General features: G+C 60.5%; 18 protein-coding genes and 1 pseudogene. 6 read left to right on the top strand and 13 right to left on the bottom strand.

What is annotated here, in order from left to right:
• Positions 1-252: 252 nt before the first annotated feature.
• From DW732_RS09450 to DW732_RS09430, 5 genes are all read right to left on the bottom strand, one after another.
• Positions 253-2205, bottom strand: a complete 1953-nt coding sequence (locus tag DW732_RS09450) for a heavy metal translocating P-type ATPase (protein ID WP_199569789.1) — start codon at positions 2203-2205, stop codon at positions 253-255.
• A gap of 99 nt (positions 2206-2304) precedes the next feature.
• Complete coding sequence (locus tag DW732_RS09445; protein WP_117583778.1) at positions 2305-2523, bottom strand: cation transporter; 219 nt, start codon at positions 2521-2523, stop codon at positions 2305-2307.
• Positions 2524-2586: 63 nt separating this feature from the next.
• Entirely contained in the window at positions 2587-2952 is a 366-nt protein-coding gene (locus DW732_RS09440; RefSeq protein ID WP_117639712.1) for a helix-turn-helix transcriptional regulator, read from the bottom strand.
• A gap of 389 nt (positions 2953-3341) precedes the next feature.
• Positions 3342-4463 carry a hypothetical protein gene (locus DW732_RS09435; protein WP_118099401.1) on the bottom strand — a complete coding sequence of 374 codons (1122 nt, stop codon included), beginning with the start codon at positions 4461-4463 and terminating at the stop codon, positions 3342-3344.
• A 642-nt stretch (positions 4464-5105) separates the two neighbouring features.
• The gene (locus tag DW732_RS09430; protein WP_117583776.1) at positions 5106-6074 is read right to left on the bottom strand and encodes a 3'-5' exonuclease; all 969 of its coding nucleotides are present in this window, start codon (positions 6072-6074) and stop codon (positions 5106-5108) included.
• Between the two features lie 171 nt (positions 6075-6245).
• Between DW732_RS09430 and DW732_RS09425 the strand changes: the two genes are divergently transcribed.
• On the top strand, positions 6246-7334 hold the full coding sequence (locus DW732_RS09425; protein WP_117794531.1) for a putative manganese transporter: 1089 nt from the start codon (positions 6246-6248) through the stop codon (positions 7332-7334).
• 19 nt (positions 7335-7353) lie between these two features.
• Here DW732_RS09425 and DW732_RS09420 read toward each other — a convergent pair whose 3' ends face one another.
• Together DW732_RS09420 and DW732_RS09415 are read right to left on the bottom strand one after the other, a co-directional pair.
• Entirely contained in the window at positions 7354-7836 is a 483-nt protein-coding gene (locus DW732_RS09420) for a DUF188 domain-containing protein (protein WP_118099400.1), read from the bottom strand.
• Positions 7837-8439: an HdeD family acid-resistance protein gene (locus DW732_RS09415; RefSeq protein WP_118099399.1), complete on the bottom strand. Its 603-nt coding sequence runs from the start codon at positions 8437-8439 to the stop codon at positions 7837-7839.
• A gap of 233 nt (positions 8440-8672) precedes the next feature.
• Here DW732_RS09415 and DW732_RS09410 point away from each other — a divergent pair, with 233 nt between their 5' ends.
• From DW732_RS09410 to DW732_RS09400, 3 genes are all read left to right on the top strand, one after another.
• Positions 8673-9344, top strand: a complete 672-nt coding sequence (locus tag DW732_RS09410; RefSeq protein ID WP_117735574.1) for a nitroreductase family protein — start codon at positions 8673-8675, stop codon at positions 9342-9344.
• An 80-nt stretch (positions 9345-9424) separates the two neighbouring features.
• Positions 9425-9967, top strand: coding sequence for a histidine phosphatase family protein (locus tag DW732_RS09405; RefSeq protein WP_118099398.1), 543 nt, complete (start codon positions 9425-9427; stop codon positions 9965-9967).
• A gap of 18 nt (positions 9968-9985) precedes the next feature.
• Complete coding sequence (locus DW732_RS09400) at positions 9986-10621, top strand: histidine phosphatase family protein (RefSeq protein WP_117735576.1); 636 nt, start codon at positions 9986-9988, stop codon at positions 10619-10621.
• Between the two features lie 132 nt (positions 10622-10753).
• Here DW732_RS09400 and DW732_RS09395 read toward each other — a convergent pair whose 3' ends face one another.
• The 3 genes and pseudogenes from DW732_RS09395 to DW732_RS10220 all read right to left on the bottom strand — a co-directional run.
• Positions 10754-11452 (bottom strand): DUF1015 family protein, encoded by a 699-nt coding sequence (locus tag DW732_RS09395; protein ID WP_117735577.1) that lies wholly within the window; start codon positions 11450-11452, stop codon positions 10754-10756.
• 39 nt (positions 11453-11491) lie between these two features.
• Entirely contained in the window at positions 11492-12112 is a 621-nt protein-coding gene (locus tag DW732_RS10010) for a M20/M25/M40 family metallo-hydrolase (RefSeq protein ID WP_233539431.1), read from the bottom strand.
• Between the two features lie 191 nt (positions 12113-12303).
• Positions 12304-12459, bottom strand: a pseudogene (locus DW732_RS10220) (M20/M25/M40 family metallo-hydrolase); the annotation flags it as partial.
• A 404-nt stretch (positions 12460-12863) separates the two neighbouring features.
• Here DW732_RS10220 and DW732_RS09385 point away from each other — a divergent pair.
• Positions 12864-13913: a hypothetical protein gene (locus DW732_RS09385; protein WP_118099397.1), complete on the top strand. Its 1050-nt coding sequence runs from the start codon at positions 12864-12866 to the stop codon at positions 13911-13913.
• Between the two features lie 348 nt (positions 13914-14261).
• On the opposite strand, the gene DW732_RS09380 is transcribed toward DW732_RS09385, so the two are convergent.
• From DW732_RS09380 to DW732_RS09370, 3 genes are all read right to left on the bottom strand, one after another.
• Positions 14262-15425, bottom strand: a complete 1164-nt coding sequence (locus DW732_RS09380; RefSeq protein WP_118099396.1) for a phosphoglycerate dehydrogenase — start codon at positions 15423-15425, stop codon at positions 14262-14264.
• 72 nt (positions 15426-15497) lie between these two features.
• A complete protein-coding gene (serC, locus tag DW732_RS09375; protein WP_118099395.1) occupies positions 15498-16622 on the bottom strand; it encodes a 3-phosphoserine/phosphohydroxythreonine transaminase in 1125 nt (374 codons plus the stop codon).
• Between the two features lie 227 nt (positions 16623-16849).
• The gene (locus DW732_RS09370) at positions 16850-18451 is read right to left on the bottom strand and encodes a potassium/proton antiporter (protein ID WP_118099394.1); all 1602 of its coding nucleotides are present in this window, start codon (positions 18449-18451) and stop codon (positions 16850-16852) included.
• 252 nt (positions 18452-18703) lie between these two features.
• Here DW732_RS09370 and DW732_RS09365 point away from each other — a divergent pair, with 252 nt between their 5' ends.
• Entirely contained in the window at positions 18704-19543 is an 840-nt protein-coding gene (locus tag DW732_RS09365; RefSeq protein ID WP_117735593.1) for a metallophosphoesterase, read from the top strand.
• The last annotated feature ends 73 nt before the right edge of the window (positions 19544-19616 follow it).

The following is a 19616-nucleotide window of genomic DNA, read 5'->3' as shown; positions in this document are numbered from 1 at the left end:
GAGGGGGCGGGACAGCGGCCGGGACGAAAGGTCCCGCCAACCAAATTCAACTCAGACAAGGAACCTCGCCAGCAAGCGATGCCCAAGAACCGCCAGCTGTGTCAATGCAGGCCGGGACCGGGCTTGGTTTTGAAAACACTCCGCAGCGCGAGGCCCGTCTTTCCGTTGCTCCGTAGGAGCAGGAAAGACGGGCCTCATGCGCGAGGACGTTTTCAAAACCAAGCCCGGTCCCGGCCGGACAGCCCACGAACGCTACAGGTTCTTGACACCCATCGCGCGCATGGTGTTCAGGATAGCGATGATCGCCACGCCCACGTCGCCAAAGACAGCGAGCCACATGTTGGCGATGCCGAGCGCCGCGAGCACAAGGATCAGCAGCTTAATACCCAGCGCAAAGATGATGTTCTGCCAAACAATCGACATGGTCTTGCGAGCCACGCGGATCGCGCGGGCGATGTTGGACGGCTTGTCATCCATCAGCACGACATCCGCCGCCTCGATCGCAGCGTCGGAGCCCATGGCGCCCATGGCTATTCCGACGTCGGCTCGCGTAAGCACAGGCGCGTCGTTGATACCGTCGCCGACAAAGGCGAGCTTGCCCTTGCCGCTTTCGGCCGCGATCAGCGCTTCAACGCGCTCGACCTTGTCGCCCGGCAGCAGCTGCGCGTGGAACTCGTCGAGGCAGAGCTGCTTGGCCACCGCAGCAGCCACTTCCTCGCGGTCGCCCGTGAGCATGACGGTGCGCTTGACGCCGGCGGCGTGCAGGTCGCTGATCGTCTGCTCGGCATCGGCCTTGACGGTGTCTGCAATCACGATGTGGCCGGCGTACACGCCGTCAACGAGCACATGCAGAATCGTGCCGACGACCTCGCAATCGGGCGCTTCGACTCCGGCCGCGGCGAGCATCTTTGCGTTGCCAACGACGACGTGCTTGCCGTCGATGGTTGCCGTCACGCCATGGCCCGCGTCGTTGGTGGAGTCGCTTACGCGCTTGGGGTCGACCTCGCCCTGGTAGGCGACACGTACGGACTGCGCGATGGGGTGATCGGAGAACGACTCAGCAAGGGCTGCGACTTCGAGCAGCGATTGCTCGGTATAGCCGGCTTCGGGGTGTACCGCCACGACCGAAAACGTGCCGTTGGTGAGCGTGCCGGTCTTGTCAAAGACGACGGTGTCCACATCGGCGAGCGTTTCGAGGTAGTTGGAGCCCTTGATGAGGACGCCCAGCTTGGAGGCACCGCCGATGCCGCCAAAGAAGCTCAGCGGGACGCTGATCACGAGCGCGCACGGGCAGCTGACGACCAAGAAGGTCAGGCCGCGCAGGATCCAGTCGGACCAGGCGCCGGTGATCAAGCCGCCGCCGAGCGCGAGCACCGCGGCCGCGCCGGTGACGGCGGGCGTGTAGACGCGGGCGAAGCGCGTGATGAAGTTCTCGGTGCGCGCCTTCTTTTCGCTGGCGTTTTCCACGAGTTTCAGGACACGCGCGACGGTGGACTCGCCAAATGGCTTGGTGGTGCGCACGCGGATGAGGCCCGTCATGTTGATGCAGCCACTGATGATGTCGTCGCCGGTCTTGGCCGGGCGGGGGACCGACTCGCCGGTGAGGGCGGCGGTGTCGAGCTGCGTCTCGCCTTCGACGATGACGCCATCGATGGGCACGCGCTCGCCGGGCTTGACGACGATAACGGTGCCGACGGTGATGTCGTCGGGAAAGACCTGCTCGAGCATGCCGTTAGCCTGCTCAACGTTGGCGTAGTCGGGGGCGATGTCCATCATGGCGCTGATCGACTTGCGGCTCTTGCCCACGGCGTAGGCCTGGAACAGTTCGCCAACCTGGTAGAACAGCATGACGGCGGCGCCTTCAGCCATGTGCGGATCGGTGTCGGGGAAGAGCACCATGGCAAACGCGCCGATGGTCGCGACGGCCATGAGAAAGCTCTCGTCAAACGCCTTGCCGCGGCGGATGTTGTTGAATGCCTTTTGCAGCACGTCATGGCCGGCGATCAAAAACGGCACGAGGAACAGCACGAAGCTGGCATAGACGTCGGCGGGTTCGCCAAATGTGGCCGTGAGGGCGCCGAGCTCGTCGAGGGCATAGACAACGACAAAAATACCCAGTGCTATCAAGATGCGATTGCGCTTGTGTTCAAGCGACTCTTTCTTCTTACGTTTCTTCTTTTTCTTCTTGGAGTCGGCGGTTGCCATGATTCAAACCTCCCATTTGAATGTATGAACACTCGCTCATATAACATCGCGGGCAAAGGCCGCGTCGACCGCGGCCTTGCCAATCAGCGTATACGCGGACTAGAGAATGATCTCGCAGTCAGGCTCGGCGTCGGCGGTGAACTCCACGACACGGTCGAGCACCTCGTCGAACTCAGCGTCGTCGGCCTCGAGCGTCAGCTTCTGGGTCATAAAGTTGACCGATACGGACTTGACGCCCTCGAGCTTGGCGAGTTCGTCCTGAAGCTCGCGTGCGCAGTTGGCGCAGTCGATCTCGTCGAGCTTGAACTGCTTTTTCATGGCGGGTTCCTTTCCCTGCTTTTGCGGCTTGGATGCTGGCCGCGTTGGTGCCGTGGTTGGTCGCTATTCGCAGATGTGGCTCATGCCCTGATTGAGCATGGTGTAGACATGGTCGTCGGCGAGCGAGTAGAGGATGTTTCGGCCGTCGCGCCGGAATTTGACCAAGTGCGACTGCTTGAGGGTGCGCAGCTGGTGCGACACCGCGGACTGCGACGTCGCGGTTGCTTCGGCGATGTCTGCCACGCAGAGTTCGCGGCCCATGAGAGCGTAGAGAATCTTGATGCGCGTGGTGTCGCTGAAGACCTTGAACAGGTCGGCGAGGTCGTAGAGAAGTTCCTCGTCGGGAAGGTCCTCGGGCGAGCAGGTGGTGGGGATTGCGGGTTCGGTGGCCTCGATGTCGGGTTTCGTTTCATCAACGCGGATGCTCATTGCAATATCCTTTCATATGAACATGCGCTCATATAACTTACTTCCGATTATATGAGCGCATGTTCACATGTCAATACAATTTGCGATAATTTCGATGGCTGCTTGCCGCCTCTGCGATTTTCTGTGGGTTGGGATGCATCGACGCAATGCTCGCCAACATATTTTGAGATGTTCGGCCAGCATGCTAAGATAGCCGCCTCGAGAAGCATTAGAACTGTTCATATTTGTACTTAATCTTGTTAAATATCGTGAGAATCAGTTCTTTCTCTACGGGAGTTCCTGCAGAATCAGTTTTATCTAAAGTTATATTGAGCATTGCTGCGGCAAATCCGGCACATCGGCGGCCGAATAAGTCGAAAAATGTAGGTGGACATCCGCAGAGATCGACTTTAGAAGAGTGAATTCTCAATCAGATTAATAATCGTGTCGTCTTCCGTGCGGTTTTCATCGATTTTTGCGGACATGTCGCATTCCCAAGGCCCATTGATTTCTTCAGCAAGGGCCCCGACGTGTTGCATGTCGTCGGGTTCGGGCACATCGTTGATGCTCGGGTCATCAGCTTGCGGATATTGGCTTGCAATTTCGCGCTTGGCGGACTCTTCTTCTTTGAGAGCCTCCAGGACGCGGCGACCGTATTCGAAGTAGCGCCGCAAGACAAATCGACGAAGAGTTTCTTGCAGGATGGCGAAGCTATCCGGGAGTCGACCAGGCCAGATCTTCTCGCGAATGCGAATCGCTTCCATGACCCGTCTAAAAGCGGACTGCTTGAAAAACGAATGACGACTAACTGTGATAACGGCATATCCCATGTTTCGCAGCGTGTTGCGGCGTTCCTCGTCAATTGATTGCTGCTCGGGCTCGTCGTGGTAAAAGCCGTTGTATTCGATATCGGTCATCGAATTCTCGAGCAGCGCGTCGAGGTAGAAAACCATCCGTCGCGTTAGGGCGGCGTATCTTTTGGGGACTAGGATCGGATAATCCGTTTTGATAGCGCGTATGGCTAAGCCACCCATTGACTTGGGCATCGTCAGCATCATGACAAACGCCGTTTCGAGTGGGGAGCGACAGCCTTCGCGTACATAAGAAAGTGCCTTAAGGGCTTTATTAGATCCACGATACCCCGACGCCTTTGAAAAGAAGGCTCTGAGCTCTTCAACGCTGGTTAGGGCCGGGCGCTCACGATATTGAGTTTCGTTGGACGTTTCAAGCGCGTAGGAGCCGCAGATTTCAAAGTAATACTCAACGAGCTCCGAAAGGTTGAGGTCGGCTGTTGCTTCTAACGCGCACAGCTTGATATCGACGATGTAGACGTTCGGCTCGAGTTCTAGGTAGCTTTCTGCATTAAACGTATAGCGCGTGCAGTGGCAGATGCAGCCCTTGCGGTGCCTTTTGGCATTATTGGAAAACGTCAGCACATGGATGCTTTCAGAATCGACATTCTTTCTGTTGAGCCATGCTCGTGCCGCTTCCAGGTCGGATGTGGTCGGCGCAGACGCCCTGATCTTTTCCATAGGTATGGGATCGGTCGCGTAGCTTGCGAGCGAGTTGGCTGTTTGGTATACAGCGCGTGCCGTGGTATGTGACAGAACGATTCCCATACGCGCATGATGGCATAGCGGACGCCACATACGCCCGAAACTTCGGGCAATGGTATTGGGGTGCGGCTTATCTTCTGCGAACGGTGGGTTTTTGAGCTGTCGTGTTGAGGGGGGGGCAGCTTCGGCCGGGGAGGTTTCTGCCAGCTGCGCCTTTTTTGGTGAACTTTAGTTGCGGGTTCGTAGCTTCTAAGCGTTTTTGCCGACCGCCCAGATGCCTCACCAACATAATTTGAGTTATTCGGCCTTTTCCTATAGGAATGGTGCGATTGCAATGTCCTATTTGAATTGATTTAGGTAGATTAATGGGGCTTGGTTGCGAAATTAAGGCGACTACAGCACTCGATTGCGGTTCAAGGGGCCTTGACTAGTGGTTCAGCTGGCCGAACAACTCGAAAAATGTAGGTGGGCCAACCTGTCGACTGTGTGAAGCACGCGTATTTGCTTGTTTTGATGAAAACTAGGGTGCAGCCATAAGGCTGCGCCCTAGTTTATTGCGTGCCGGTGCGCCCAGACGGATTGCGCTGTGCCTGGCAGGCGCTCCCGCAGATGGATCGGTTATTTCGCGAATAGGTTCTTGAGGTTGAACTCGGCTTGGACGGTGCGGAGCATGAGGTCGGTGTCGTCCAGACCCAGATGCTGCTCGTTGGCATCGGCGGCGAGGGTTCCGCGGCGGCGCGCCCAGTTCTCGAGCGCGGCGGGGGCGGACTCGCGGGGGAGCGAGCGGACGTCGGCATCCAGGCTGCGGCAGATCTGGCGCGAATCGATGACGATAATCTTGCCGGCACGGCGCGCCTCGGCGTAACCGTCCAGGTGAATTTTGAACCAGCTGTCCTCGAACGCGGCGTTATGCGCCATGTACGGGTACTTCTTCATAAGCTTGAGCAGCTGCTTCTGCAGTTCCTTGTTCTCGCGGAACGGCTTTTTGCCGTCGATGTCGTCCCAGGTGATGTGGTGGATATTCGACAGCGGCACATCTTCGCCGCGGTAGATGTCGGGCAGGCCACAGTAGTGCGCCTCGGCGTCATGCGGGACGGCGTCGCTAGTGAGTTCCATGATCTCCCAGCCGACGTTGATGATATAACCGCGTTCGGGTGCACGGCCGGTGGTCTCGATGTCGATACCGAGCACGGTGCCCTGGATGGGCTTACGGGCGTAGGCCACGCCGAGCGCGTCGCGGTCGCCGCGGATCTCGCGCATAACGGACGCGGCGGTGCGCTTTTGCATCTTGCCGATGGCGGCGCAGGTGTCGGCATCGGACAGGCCGCGCGAAAGCGTCGCGGGCGTCACGTTGCGCAGGCGCGCCTCGCCGATCTGATCGCACAGGTCGCGGTTGCGGTCGGCCAGGTCGCGCACGGTGGCAAAGTCGAAACCGGGGTCGCCCTCGGCGGTAAAGTACTCGGTTTCGAGCGCCTTAAGGGCCTCCTCGCCCTTCTGGCGCTCGGACTCCATGGCGCCGTGATCGCCATAGATAAACATGGGAATAAACGGCTGGCGCTCGTATTCGAGTGCTTGCGAAACGTTCATAGGCTGCTCCTTGGACGGGCCGCGTCGCGCGGCTCGGGGTTACTGAGTTGTGGCGAGATGATAGTTTACCATGGGCAACTATTGGCACCGCGCCCGGGACTACTACAATACCCTAGTTGACCGCTAGGACTTTTACAATGCTGCCGAAAGACACGAAAGGTTCCATCCGTCATGGATTTACTGATAGATATTCTGCTCGATGCCGGCAAAGACACGCTCTCGCTGGTGCCGTTTTTGTTGGTGACGTACCTTGCGCTCGAGACGCTCGAGCATGTTGCGGGCGACCGCGTTAACGGCGCCATCAAGCGCGCTGGCGCTGCGGGCCCCGTGGTTGGCTCGTTGTTGGGCATGGTGCCGCAGTGCGGCTTTTCGGCCATGGCGGCCACGCTGTACGCCGGTCGCGTCGTGACGCTGGGCACGCTGGTTGCGGTGTTCCTCTCGACCTCAGACGAGATGCTGCCGCTGTTGCTAGCCGAGCAAGTTCCCGTGCAGACCATGGCGATGCTTTTGGCTTCGAAGGCGCTGATCGCGCTGGTCACGGGCTTTATCGTGGATGCCGCCATTCGCGGCCTGCGTCGTAACGCTCGCGCGCATGCGGCGATTCGCCGTACCGTGCTGGGAACCGCGGCCAACCCGGCCCACGTGAACTGCGCGCACGATGACCACACTGGCGGTGACATCATCGACGAGGTGGCCGAGGCGGGCGTGAGCGCCGACCACATCCACGAGTTGTGCGAGCGCGACCATTGCGGCTGTGATGAAGACGAGGACGAGCACGAACACGGACATGGCCACGATCACGGTCATGAGGGCGAGCATGAACATCATGATGGCCACGGTCGCTCCCACTCACACGAAGGTGCGCCCGCCGTGTCGATTATCCGCAGCGCCATCTCGCATACCGTGCAGGTATCGGTATTCATTTTCCTGGTGACGCTGATTCTGGTCGCCGTGCTCGAGACCTTCGGCGAGTCCGCAATCGAGCAGTTCCTGCGCGGCAACGAGACGCTCGCCGTCCTGGGTTCGGCGCTTGTCGGCCTGATCCCCAACTGTTCTGCGAGTGTGGTCATCACGCAACTGTACCTGGAAGGCGCGCTGCAGCTGGCCCCGATGCTCGCCGGCACGCTCATCTCTGCCGGCGTGGGCTACCTGGTGCTGTTCCGCACCAATCGCAGCGCCCGCGAAAACGTCCTGTTCCTGATCATGATGTACGTTATCGGTGCCGGCTGGGGACTCGTTCTCTCCGCCTTTGGTCTCTAAGCCCAAAATTCTACCTTGGTCAGCGTAGCAGCTCGGTGAGGTTGCGCTTAAAGCGGGCGCGATCTTCGCTGGTGAAGGCTGCCGGCCCGCGGGTGCGACCGCCAGCGCGGCGCACCTTCTTTTCTTCGTGACGAATAAACAGCTGCATATCGATGGTCGCTTTGTCGTAGACGCGCCCGCGCACGCCGATGGCGGCGGCATCTCGTCCGAGCACCATGCTCGCCAGCCCTATGTCCTGCGTCACGACTACGTCGCCAGTCTGCAGGCGTTCGACAATGGCAAAGTCGGCGCTATCGGCGCCTACGCTCACGTCGAGCGTTGTGACCCAAAAGCCACGTCGCGCGTGCTCGGCATCGCGTGGGTCGTCACGGCGAATGTGCCGCTCCAGGTTTTGCGTGCTGTTGCCGGCAACAACCACGGCGACGCCCGCCCGTCGCGCGCAGTCGATCGACTCACGCGTGACCGGGCAGGCGTCGGCATCAATAAACAGCGTTCGCGGCATCTAGTGCACCAGCTTGCCAAAGCGGATAGCGCGAATAACCAGCGTTACGCCAAACACCAGGAGCGCAGCGCCGGTAAAGATGACGAGCATCTTTGCCGACCACAGCGGATAGATGAACACGAACACGCCGGCGATGATGGAGAGCGCGCCGCTCAGGATGGCGAGGGCGCGGTTGGAAGAAAGCTCGGACTCCAGAATCGACATGATGCCCTCGACAATCCAGCCAAAGCCGGCCACGACCACCACAAGCGTGCTGAGCGTCGCGGTCGAAAGCGCCTGGTTGCGCAGGATCACCACGCCGCCCAAGATGATGAGCAGGTTGGCGAGGATGCTCGTGACGCGCCAGCCGGCGGGCAGCAGCGGCTCAAAAATGGCGGTGAACAGCCTGACGCCAGCCGTGATTACAAAGTAGAAGCCCAGTACGGTCGTCAAAAAGACGAGGGTCTTAGCGGGTGCAAACAGCAGCGCGATGCCGGCGATGAGCGCGATGACACCCGTGGCGGCGTAGATCCAGCGCACGGCTTTAATCGCCTTGCCTGCCATGCTCTTCTCGTCAAATCCAAACAGACTCGATTGTTGGTCGTCATTCTTAAAGATGCCCATGAGGCCTCCTTTCCGTGCGGCGTAAGCCGCGATCGTTACAACCAGTATCGCCTAAAGGCGCTGGCGTATGGGCCGGGGAGGGCGAAACGCAACCCAAAGGCCCCGATTTGTTTCCGTTGTTCCCCACGTTGCGATTTTCTATTCAACAGGTGTAGAACATTGCAGCTCTGTTCGTTATTGCCTGCGTTTTAGGTTAGATTTTCCTAAGAACAATTGGCTTTTTGGGGGTCCCTATGAACGAAGCAGTTCCCGTGGTGCCGTTGAGCGCCGAGTCGATGGCAAAGCAGGGTTGCGAAAAGCTTGGCCTGGATGCGTTTGATGCGCTGATCCGTCGCGCCCGCACATGCCGCCGTTTTGACGAGTCCATGCGCGTGCCGCGCGAGTTTTTGCTCGAGCTGGCAGAGCTGGCGCACCTGGCTCCCTGTGGCGCCAATGCTCAGCGCTTGCGTTTTCATGTGGTGAGCGGTGCCGAGGACTGCGCTCGCGTGTTTGACGAGCTCGCATGGGCCGGGGCGCTCAAGGACTGGCCGGGTCCTGCCGAGGGCGAGCGCCCGACCGGCTACATTGCAGTTCTTGCCGAGCGCACCGTTCCCGGCAAACCCGCCGCGCCTATCACCGAGGTCGACACGGGCATCGCGGCTCAGACGATGATGCTCGCCGCGCGCAGCGCAACGCCTGAGGTGGCGGCTTGCATGTTCAAGGCCTTTACGCCCCGCGCGATCGATGCGATGGGGCTCGACGGCGACAAGTATGAGCTCAAGCTGATCATGGCTTTTGGCGTGCCGGCCGAGACCCAGGTTATCGACGCGATCGATTCCAACCCCGACGGTTCTATTAATTACTGGCGCGACGAGGCGCAGGTGCATCACGTGCCCAAGCGTCCGCTTGCCGACGTGCTGGTGTAGTTGCGTCGTTGCGGCGCGATTCGGCGGCAAGCCACCGCAAAGGTGCCTGTCCCCTTTGTGGTGGTGCGAGAGGAGGGCGTGTGTCCGATCTGTATTTGGTTCGGCATGGGCAGACCGAGCTTAACGTGCGGAACATTTTGCAGGGCTGGCAAGACTCGCCGCTCACGGAGCGCGGGCGCGAGCAGGCACTGGCGACGCGCGCGGCGTTTGAGGCGCGCGGCATCTCCTTTGACCACGCGTATTCGTCTCCGTTGGGTCGGGCGCGCCACACGGCCGAGCTGATCGTTGGCGAGGATCTTCCCATAGAGCCGGTCGATGATTTGCGCGAGTGGCGCCTGGGCACGCTGGAGGGCACATCAAATCGCGATATGCCGCCGCAGCCCTGGGGCGATTATCCGGTGGCCTTTGGTGGCGAGTCGGAAGGCGAGCTTCGGGCGCGTATGGTCGCGGCGCTGTCCCGCATTATGGCCCGACCGCAGCACAACTGCGTGTTAGCAGTCTCCCACGGCTCAGCCTGCCAGGAGTTTCTTAAGTATGTGACTGGCGGGGGAGAGCAGCCCGACAACGGTGCCGTGCTCCATTTTGGCTATTGCGACGGGGCGTTTTCGCTCCTTGATTGGTAACGAACGGAAGGACCCCCTATGAATAAAGACTTGTATCTGGTCCGTCATGGACAGACAATATTTAACCTTAAGCGCATCATTCAGGGGTGGAGCGATTCGCCGCTTACGCAGTTGGGCTGCGACCAGGCGGCGCGCGCCGGCATGTTCTTGCGAGCGCGCGGCATTGAGCCCGATCATGCCTACACCTCGACGCTGCATCGCACGGAGCAGACCATCGCCAGCCTGTGGCCGGGCCTTGCCTACGAGCGCCTGGATGGCCTGCGCGAGTGGTTCTTTGGCGACTTTGAGGCCGAACGCGTGATGCTGATGCCCGAGCGTCCGTGGCGTGACTTCTATCGCCAGTTTGGCGGCGAGGGGCAGATGCGGGTGCGCGAGCGCATGGTGGCGACGTTGACCGATCTGATGCGACGCCCGGACCATTCGTGCGTGCTCGCGGTGAGCCACGCCTCGGCCATCAAGGAGTTTTTGGATCATGTGAGGGGAGCGGCGGCCGACGAGCGTGAGCGCGTGCCGGGCAACTGTTCGGTGCTGCACTTTGCGTTTGACGATGCGACCGAAACATTTGAGCTGGTTGAAGTCTTTACGCAGGAAGATTATGCGCGTGAGCTGGGTCTTGAGCCGTTGACGGCGGCAGCGGGTCCACAGCGCGGGTAACGCAGGCGTGACGATACGGGTCGCCGACATACTTGCTCGATGCAAAAGGGGCGGAGATGCATGCGCTGGCATTGCATCTCCGCCCTTCGTTTGTTGGACTGCCGAGTCTTTGCGCTAAGCGTTTAAGTCCTGCTAGTATCGTGCAATCTGGTGAGTGAGCAGACCCGTTGGAACCTGCGGCGCGCCGCCTGCGACCTGCGCGGCAGGGAACAGCGCGGAAATGACAAAGTTGAACGGCTCCTTGCCCGTGTAGGTGCCGGCCGCGCGGGCCTCGTCTGCCAAGAGCTGTGCCGCCCCTGCCAGCGCGGCGACATAGGCCGGATCGTCTGCGGGGGCAGGCTCCGGTGCCTGGTCGAGCATAGCGTGGATGGCGGCAACGGCGTCATTGCGTTTGACCTCCCACACGCGATGCGTAATGCCGGCGGGGTCGGTGACGGCATAGAGTGACGCACCCTCTTTGGCGGCACCGAGGATGATATCCATGACGGGCGAGGCTTTGTAGGTGAGCGTAACAGGGTGAGGCTGCACCTTAAGCTCGGTGATTGCACGGGCGGCCGCTGCTACATCTGCGGAGGCCGCGTCGCCGTCACAGGCCGCGTCGTCGCCCGCCAGCACGCTGACCGGGCAAATCGCCACAACGCCCGTCACGCGCCCTGGCTCTCCGGAGCATTCGTACACGTAATATGCCGAGCCCGGATCTTTGAGCATGAGCCCGTCGGCAATGGCGTCGCGCAGGGCGTCGTTGCCACTCAGGATGCCGCCCATCTGCGGCAGCGCTTCGAGCACGCGATCCTGGGCTGGGCGGATGCAGGGAAACGGAAGTGCTTTCATGGGCGGTCCTAACGCGCGAGTCGGTTTGTTCGCGGCTTATTATGCCCCAACTTGGTTGCTCGCGTCCCAGAGCGTGTTATCGACAAGCGCGATCAGCACGTTCTGGCAGCGAACGATATCGGCGTGGGGCACATATTCGTTGGGCTTGTGCGCGAGTGCCAATGAGCCGGGGCCGTAGCTCATGCAATTGCGGTTGCCCGTCTTGCCGGCAATGACGGCGGTGTCGGTGTAGCCGGTAAAGAAGCCGACGGTCGTGTCCGCGTTCGTCGTATCGTCTGTTGCGCGCTTGAGTGCAGCTAGAAGGGGAGAGCTCGGGTCGCGCTCGATGGCGGGGCGATCGCCCGTCACAGCGTAGCTGCCATGGCAGCCGGGAACCGCGGCCTCGGCAGCGACAATGGCCTGCTTGACCATATTGATTGCGGCGGCCGTATCGGTCGGCGGCGTCAGGCGCATGTCGACCCAGACCTTGGCGTGGTCGGGCACGACGTAGGGGCGATAGCCGACCTCGATTTGTCCAAACGTAATGGTCGAAGGCCCCAGCTCATCATGCACGGGCAGCGCCGCGAACGCATGGCGAAGCGAACACACGACCTCGGCCATGGCGGCGACGGCGTCTGCACCCTTCCAAGGCTGACTCGCATGCGCCGTGCCGCCGGCCATCTCAATTTCGAATCACGTGCGCCCCTTGTGCGCCACCTGAATCTGCTCGTCGGTGGACTCGGTGTCCAGCACCCATTCGTGCGAGCCGATCCAGCCGGAACCGATGGCGGCCTCGGAGCCGGCATAAAGTCCTCCTCGTCTACCGAGCAGATGAGTGAGAAGCCACGGCGGGGCAGCTCGCCGCTTGTCGCTATGCGCTCGAGTACGTGGACAATCACGGCAATGGCGCAGGCCAGGCCACCCTTCATGTCGCAGGCACCGCGGCCATAGAGCTTGTCGTTGCGCACGGTTGCCCCGAGCGGCGGAATGTCCGCGTCCCAGCCATAGCCCAGCGTAAGGGTATCCATATGGCAGATATAGACCAGCCGCGGCTCGTCGCTCAAACCGGGCGCGGTGACCATGAGGTTGCGGCGTCCGGGGAGCACTTCGAGCTCCTCAATCTGCACGGCCTCGAGCGTAGAACTATCAAGTTGTGCCAGCTGCTGCTCAATGAGCCTCTTAATGAAGCGCTCAATCTCGTCCTCATATGCGCCCGGGTCTGAGCTGTCAACCTTCACAAGGTCCTGCGCAAGCCGCCAGGCAAAGTCCTCATCAACCATATGTAACCTCACAATTAGTCTGCTTTCCAAACTGATTATAAGCCTCCTGAGAGATCCGCGGCGCGCGTGGCGGTATTTACCGTTCGCAGGCGGAGCCATCGCGTTTGCCGTCCGAGCGGGCTCACAAACGACGTAGTGGGTACGTACCCTTCATGGACGACATGCTGTGCGACATATCTGCCTTTCGGTATCACCGGATACCTCCACAGGTCTTGGCAATAATGCCAGACCTGCCCGATTCTGCGGACGATCCGCGCAGGGAGCACCTATGCGAGCATCCGCTCGTCACGCATTTCCTGGGCACCCCGTTACATGTGTTGGCACAGGGCAGCTGCGGACGTAAGGGCGATCGCATCGTCAGGCATGTTTGGAACGGGGGGAGGCCGTTTGGCTCCGTGCGGCAGGCAGAGTTTGGTCTCGATATCGCGTCCCCGCTCTTTACCTTGCTGACACTGGCCTCCTCGGTCTCAAACGAGCGACTGATCATGTGCATGTATGAGATGTGCGGCACCTTTGCCGTGTGCAAGATTGCGTCTCAGGTAAAGTCGGCGCTTGAACAGGCATACGGGGACCGGTGGGGCGATGCCCGGCTGGGCTGGGAAAACGTAAAGGATGCCTCGGGGAATCCAACGGACTTGTGGAAACGACCTCCCTTGATTGAGCTCTCTGAACTTGCAGAGTACGTCGATAAGATCCGGGGGCTTCGCGGTGCTAAATCGTTCACACGTGCCGCAAAATGCGTTACGGGGGTGGCGGCATCGCCGCTCGAGGTCCAGGCTTCGATGCTGTTTGGTCTTTCGAGGTTGCGCGGCGGTGAAGGGCTGCGCCTTACCAATAACGTTGAGATTCGTATGACGCGCAGTGCCCGTCTGATTTCGGGGCTTGATAGGCGCTATGCCGATATCCTGCTGGCAAATAAGGACGGCAGCCGAGAGTGCCTGGTTGAATGTCAAGGTAAAGCCATTCATGGATCCATAGAATCCAAGATCTCGGACTCCGATCGAACGACGGCCTTGCAAGCGATGGGATATCCCGTCGTTCTGATGACCTATGGCCAGCTGGTTGACTCCGATGCCTTCCGCGTAGTGATGGAACTCATCATGTCCTATCTCGATGTGCCGCTGAAAGACAAGACGCCGCGGCAGCAGGAGCTCGAACGGCGGCTTCGTGAGGAAATTTTTATCGATTGGGCGGGAATATAGTCGCGCAGGCAGAAAACGCTCGCGCGAGCTAGAGTTTTGGTCGCAAAAAGGTTTCAATTTTGCCTTGGAAGGGCTTTAAAAATGCTATCCATAAACAGTTGTTTCGGAAAATCGACAGTCAACTTGAATGTGGTATATAGAGATTGATTTTTACCTACTAAAGTCCCTGATAAAGCTTTTTATCAAAGCGGGTGTGCTTGGTGATTTGGGTCTTACTGTCGATTATCCGAAAAAACTTGTTCTGGGTATCATTTTAAAGTCGTCCGGAGCAACGAAATCGGCCCCCGTTTCGCGAAAACGGGGGCCGAATGGGGCTTCATGGCCTGCCTGGCAGGCTTGCCGCCGGCGCTATTTGATCACGCGCACGCGATACATCGACGGAATCTGCTTGAGTGCCTCGATGGTGCTGCTGTCCAGGTGCTCGTCGGTGTCGAACATGGTGTAGGCGTTCTCGCCGGCGGACTCGTTGGTCATGCGCTGCACGTTGGCGTTGTCCTTGGCGAGGATTGCCGTGATCTGGCCGATCATGTTGGGCACGTTGGCGTGCAGGCAGGCGATGCGGCTTGCGGCGCGCGCCTTGCCCATACTGCAGGCGGGGTAGTTGACGCTGTGCGCGATATTGCCGTTTTCCAGGTAATCCTTGAGCTCGCTGATGGCCATGTCGGCGCAGTTGGCCTCGGCCTCGCCGGTGCCGGCGCCCGAGTGCGTGGTAATAAACGTATTGGGCATCTTGACCGTCTTGGGCGTGGCAAAGTCGCAGCTAAACCAGCTCAGCTTGCCCGCGCGCAGGGCGGCGTCGACGGCGTCCTCGTCAATGATGGTCTCGCGCGCATAGTTAATGAGGACGGCGCCCGGTGCCAGCAGGTCGATCTGCTCGGTGCTGATCATGCCGATGGTGTCGGCCTTGCTGGGCACGTGCACCGTCAGGTAGTCGCAGCCGCGGCAGAGGTCCTCGAGCGTGCCCACGCGCTGCACCTCGCGGCTCAGCACCCACGCGTGCTCGACGGAAATGAACGGATCGTAGCCGTAAACGTCCATGCCCAGATCGACGCAGGCGTTGGCGACCTTGGAGCCTACGTTGCCCAGGCCGATGACGCCGATGCGCTTGCCCTTGAGCTCGCGGCCCACAAAGGCCTTCTTGGCCTTTTCGGCATCGACCTGAATCTCGGGGTCGTCGGCGTTGTCACGTACCCAGTTCATCGATTGCACCACGCCGCGGCTTGAAAGCACCAGCATGCCCAGGACGAGCTCCTTGACGGCGTTGCTGTTGGCGCCGGGGGAGTTAAAGACGACGACGCCCTTTTTGGCGTACTCCTCGACGGGGATGTTGTTGACGCCGGCGCCGCAGCGGGCGATGGCGCGGATGCCCTCGGGCAGCTCGTAGCCGTGCAGGTCGGTCGAGCGCATCAGGATGGCGTCGGCCTCCTCGGCGGTGCTTACAAACTCGTAGCCCTCGCCAAACTCGACTTTGCCGTCTTTGGTGATGTCGTCGATGGTCTTAATCTTACGCATGGAAAAACTCCTTAGCAGGTTTTGATCTAAACAGGATGGCCTGAGGTGGCTGGTCGGCCCGCGTGTTGCGGGCTAGTTAGATCGCGGGCTCAAACTATGCTGCGCTTCGAAGTCCTTCATGTACGAGGTCAGTGCCTGCACGTCCTCCATGGTGACAGCGTTGTACACGCTTGCGCGCATGCCGCCGACGAGGCGATGGCCCTTGACGTTTTGGATCTGGTGCTCTGCCGCGCCCGCAACAAAGGCGGCGTCGAGGTCGGCATCGCCGGTACGGAACGTGACGTTGGCGATGGAGCGACTGCCTGTCTGCGCGGTGCCGTGGAATAGTTTGCTGTTCTCGAGCAGGTCGTAGAGCAGGTTGGCCTTGGCCCAGTTGCGCTCGGCCATGGCGGCGAGTCCGCCGGTTTGCTCAACCCAATGGAACACCTTGCCGCACACGTAGATGCCAAAGGTGTTGGGCGTGTTGAGCATGGAGCCCTTGGCGGCCTGGGTCTTGAGGTCCAGGTACTGCGGCGTCTGCGCAAAAGCGGGGCCTTTGGCGATGAGGTCGTCGCGCACGATGACCACGGTCACGCCCGCGGCGCCGGCGTTTTTCTGTGCGCCGGCGTAGATGAGCCCGTAGCGCTCGACGTCGAGCGGCTGCGACAGAAAGCAGCTCGAGACATCGGCGACCAGCGGCACGTCGCCGCAATCGGGCAGCTCGTGGAACATGGTGCCAAAGATGGTGTTGTTCTGGCAGATGTAGACGTAGTCGAGTCCTTCGCCCGCGGCCTCGGCGGCAATGCGCGCGTTGATATTGGCCATGGTGGGTATGCGGTCGAAATTGGTGTCCTCGGAGCTAGCGAGCAACACGGCCTCGCCGTACTTGGAGGCCTCTTTGTATGCCTTGTTGGCAAAGTTGCCGGTCACGACGTAGCCGGCGCGGCCGCGGCGCATGAGGTTCATGGGGATGCCCGCAAACTGCAGCGTGGCGCCGCCCTGCAAAAACAGGACACGGTAGTTGTCGGGGATGCTCAGCAGGCGGCGCAGGGTTGCCTCGGCGTCGTCGATGATCTGCTGGTACATGCTAGATCGATGGCTCATCTCGAGCACGGACATGCCGCAACCGCGGTAGTCCATCATCTCGTCGGCGATCTCGGCGAGCACGCTTGTAGGCAGTGCGGCCGGGCCAGCTGAGAAGTTGTGCACACGTGCCATCTTCTAGTTCCCCCTCGTAGTCGTTTGAACGTTCGGGATACTTTAGCACAGTGGAGCGCCAGGCACGACCGCATCACGGTAAAACTCGACTGCGCCGCTATGATTTACAGGATGGTTACATGGGGGAGGGGTGCTTTACTTCTCAGGCAAATCCAAATCTGCGAGCGAAGGCATGGGGTTCTCTAGGCGCTTGATCTTTTCGTCGCGAATTAGCTACCTCCTGGTCACTACGACGCCAGGGTGGCGATGACGGCTTTGTCGCCGGCGTATATATGGGTGTTGCCGTCGGGGATGATCGTTTGGCCTTCGCGTTTGAGCATCACCACGATAAATGGGTGCTTGCCCTGCGGCACGTCACGCAGGCGCTGACCGGCCAGCCGACCGTGGGGCGTTACGGTGACCTCGCGCAGTGTAACCTCGGCACGCTCTTCAAACGTCGGCGCGGCCATCACCAGCAGGTCGCCTTCCTCAATCACGGTATTGCCATTGGGCAGCACCGGGTGCGCCCCGTCGCGCAGCACCAGGACCACGAGCATGTCCGTCGCGCTGCCAATATCCGCGAGCGAGCGCCCGGCAAACGGATGCCCCGCGCCTACCTTGAGCTTGACGAACGACATGCCGTTCTCATCGCGGTAATCGTTAAAGGTGCGGCGCACATCGCCGGCCGCATCGATCATATTGAGCTTTTTCGCCACCGCCGGCAGCAGCGAACCCTGTACCACAATGCTCGACACGGCAATCACAAAGACCAGGTCAAACAGGTCGTGGCCACCGGGAACGCCGGCCACCACGGCAAAGAGGCTAAAGACGACCGAAGCTGCTCCGCGCAGGCCCGCCCAGCTTACGAGCGCGACCTGACGGGGGCTCGTCTTAAAGGGCGCTAGGAGCACGCTGACGGCGATGGGGCGGCTCACAAAGAGCATAAATGCCATGAGTGCTAGGCCCGGCAGCAGTATTTGCGGCAGGCGGGCGGGCGTCACGAGCAGGCCGAGCAAGAAGAAGATCGTCATCTCGGCCATCTCGGTGAGGGTATCAAAGAAGTGCGCCATCTCGACCTTGCCGGTGATGTCGCTGGCCCCCAGCACAATGCCGGCAAGGTACACGGCCAAAAAGCCGTTGCCACCCAGGTAACTCGGCAGTGCGTAGGCCACGATGGCCACGGCAAACAAAAAGATGGTCTGCGCGCCCTCGGCTGTTGCATGCGCGCGCTCAATCAGGCGGCTGGATGCCCAGCCGATGGCAAGGCCCAGCCCCACGCCCAGGATAATCTGCTTGGCCAGCAGCATGGGGATGTCGATATTGCCGCCGGCCGCGAGTGTGGCGAGCACCGCGGTGAGCATGTAGGCGACGGGGTCGTTTGAGCCCGATTCGACCTCGAGCAGCGAGTCGGTGCCGTCACGCAACGACAGGTTGTGCTCGCGCAGCACGCTAAAGACGCTCGCCGCATCGGTGGACGCCACAACCGAGCCCAGCAGCAGGCCGCCGATCCAGTCGAAGCCCAGAACCAGGTGCGTAAACACGCCGGTGATGCCGGCGGTGATGACCACGCCGAGCGTGCTCAGCAGCACCGCGGGCACGGCGACGGGTTTGGCACGGTCGATGTTGGTGTTAAAGCCGCCGTAGAACATGATGAACAGCAGCGCCGTGCTGCAGACGGTTTCGGTGAGCGCATAGTCGCTAAAGTCGATATGCGCCGGGCCGTTGACGCCCAGCAGCATGCCGAGTGCGATAAAGATGAGCAGGGTGGGGAAGGGGAGCTTTTTGCCGACAGGTTTGATGGTCAGGCACAAAATGATGACGAGGCCGATAAAGAGAAGGATCTGGTTCATGGACGGTGTCCGCTCCTGGGTGGTTGGCGTGGCACGGTCAATTGTCTGCGGTATTTGTACCCAAAGATGGTGGGTTTATGGGGTTGGATTGCGGGCGTGCGCGATATCGTCATAGACGGCTGCCGTCTTTGCCTCTGCTCGGAAACCCTTTCCAGCTTTATTGCAACGGAGTACAATGGGTAACGTTTAAGTTCAACTTGAAGTTTTAGTTGCGGCTCCGGGCTTCGGCCGCAATGTAAAGAGAGGCGTTCCATGGCGATCTATGTGACATCCGATGCTCACGGGCACGTGCGTGCGCTTGACGAGGCCCTGTCCAAGATTTCGTTGGCGTCCGACGATACGCTGTATGTGCTGGGCGACATGATCGATCGCGGGCCCGATCCGGTCGGCGTTATTAAGCTTGTGCGCTCGCTGCCCAACGCTCGCGTGCTCAAGGGCAATCACGAGCAGATCATGCTCGACGCCATCATTGGCCAGGATCCGCTCGATGCCGAGACCTGGGATATCAACGGCGGTTGGACTACCCGTCAGCAGCTCAACGACATGGAATTTGAGGCGTACGAGGAGCTGATCCGCTGGGCTGCCGCCCTGCCGCTCTATGCGGTGGCCCAGACTGCCGAGCGCCCGTATTTGCTGGTGCATGCCGGCATCCAGACCGAGGCTGCTCGCGCGTTTTTGCTTGAGCACGGTGTCGATTGCGGCAACGGCAGGGGAGCGGTCGATGCCGATGCCGAGTTGCTGCAGCAGATGCTTGCGGTGCAGTCGTCCGATGACCTGCTGTGGATTCGCCATGGCTATTGGGATGCGCCGACGGGGCTGCTTTCTGTCGAGGGCAAGGGCCCGGTCGTGGTGAGCGGCCACACGCCCACGGTGTCGCTCGGGCGTTATTGCGAGGTCGGCGGCCTGGCGGGGCTCGATGAGGAGTCGGGCCGCGGGCAGATCGTGCGCCTGGGCGGCGAGGATACCGCCGGCGTGCCCGATCGCATCGACATCGACTGCGCCGCCGCCACTGGGTCGGAGTTTGGCCGCGTAGGTATCCTGCGGCTCGATGATGGGGCTGAGTTCTACGCGAATATCAATCCTGGAGAATGATGGCGCAAGGGGTAGCTAATTTGGAAATGATTGAGGCTTCGGTAGTTTGTGTGACAAGGGGCTAGCCTAGGCA

The organism is Collinsella sp. AM28-11LB (assembly GCF_003469895.1).
GTDB lineage: Bacteria > Actinomycetota > Coriobacteriia > Coriobacteriales > Coriobacteriaceae > Collinsella.
The sequence above is the reverse complement of the archived record's forward strand: the minus strand, read 5'-3'. Positions and strand labels throughout refer to the sequence as shown.

What these genes read in the sequence shown, in the direction of transcription:
- DW732_RS09395 (WP_117735577.1), bottom strand. Translation starts at nt 11,452, where the DNA reads ATGAAAGCACTTCCGTTTCCCTGCATCCGCCCAGCCCAGGATCGCGTG.
- DW732_RS09410 (WP_117735574.1), top strand. Translation starts at nt 8,673, where the DNA reads ATGAACGAAGCAGTTCCCGTGGTGCCGTTGAGCGCCGAGTCGATGGCA.
- serC (WP_118099395.1), bottom strand. Translation starts at nt 16,622, where the DNA reads ATGGCACGTGTGCACAACTTCTCAGCTGGCCCGGCCGCACTGCCTACA.
- DW732_RS09440 (WP_117639712.1), bottom strand. Translation starts at nt 2,952, where the DNA reads ATGAGCATCCGCGTTGATGAAACGAAACCCGACATCGAGGCCACCGAA.
- DW732_RS09385 (WP_118099397.1), top strand. Translation starts at nt 12,864, where the DNA reads ATGGACGACATGCTGTGCGACATATCTGCCTTTCGGTATCACCGGATA.
- DW732_RS09380 (WP_118099396.1), bottom strand. Translation starts at nt 15,425, where the DNA reads ATGCGTAAGATTAAGACCATCGACGACATCACCAAAGACGGCAAAGTC.
- DW732_RS09420 (WP_118099400.1), bottom strand. Translation starts at nt 7,836, where the DNA reads ATGCCGCGAACGCTGTTTATTGATGCCGACGCCTGCCCGGTCACGCGT.
- DW732_RS09435 (WP_118099401.1), bottom strand. Translation starts at nt 4,463, where the DNA reads ATGGAAAAGATCAGGGCGTCTGCGCCGACCACATCCGACCTGGAAGCG.
- DW732_RS09450 (WP_199569789.1), bottom strand. Translation starts at nt 2,205, where the DNA reads ATGGCAACCGCCGACTCCAAGAAGAAAAAGAAGAAACGTAAGAAGAAA.
- DW732_RS10010 (WP_233539431.1), bottom strand. Translation starts at nt 12,112, where the DNA reads ATGGCCGGCGGCACGGCGCATGCGAGTCAGCCTTGGAAGGGTGCAGAC.
- DW732_RS09425 (WP_117794531.1), top strand. Translation starts at nt 6,246, where the DNA reads ATGGATTTACTGATAGATATTCTGCTCGATGCCGGCAAAGACACGCTC.
- DW732_RS09430 (WP_117583776.1), bottom strand. Translation starts at nt 6,074, where the DNA reads ATGAACGTTTCGCAAGCACTCGAATACGAGCGCCAGCCGTTTATTCCC.
- DW732_RS09445 (WP_117583778.1), bottom strand. Translation starts at nt 2,523, where the DNA reads ATGAAAAAGCAGTTCAAGCTCGACGAGATCGACTGCGCCAACTGCGCA.
- DW732_RS09365 (WP_117735593.1), top strand. Translation starts at nt 18,704, where the DNA reads ATGGCGATCTATGTGACATCCGATGCTCACGGGCACGTGCGTGCGCTT.
- DW732_RS09415 (WP_118099399.1), bottom strand. Translation starts at nt 8,439, where the DNA reads ATGGGCATCTTTAAGAATGACGACCAACAATCGAGTCTGTTTGGATTT.
- DW732_RS09370 (WP_118099394.1), bottom strand. Translation starts at nt 18,451, where the DNA reads ATGAACCAGATCCTTCTCTTTATCGGCCTCGTCATCATTTTGTGCCTG.
- DW732_RS09400 (WP_117735576.1), top strand. Translation starts at nt 9,986, where the DNA reads ATGAATAAAGACTTGTATCTGGTCCGTCATGGACAGACAATATTTAAC.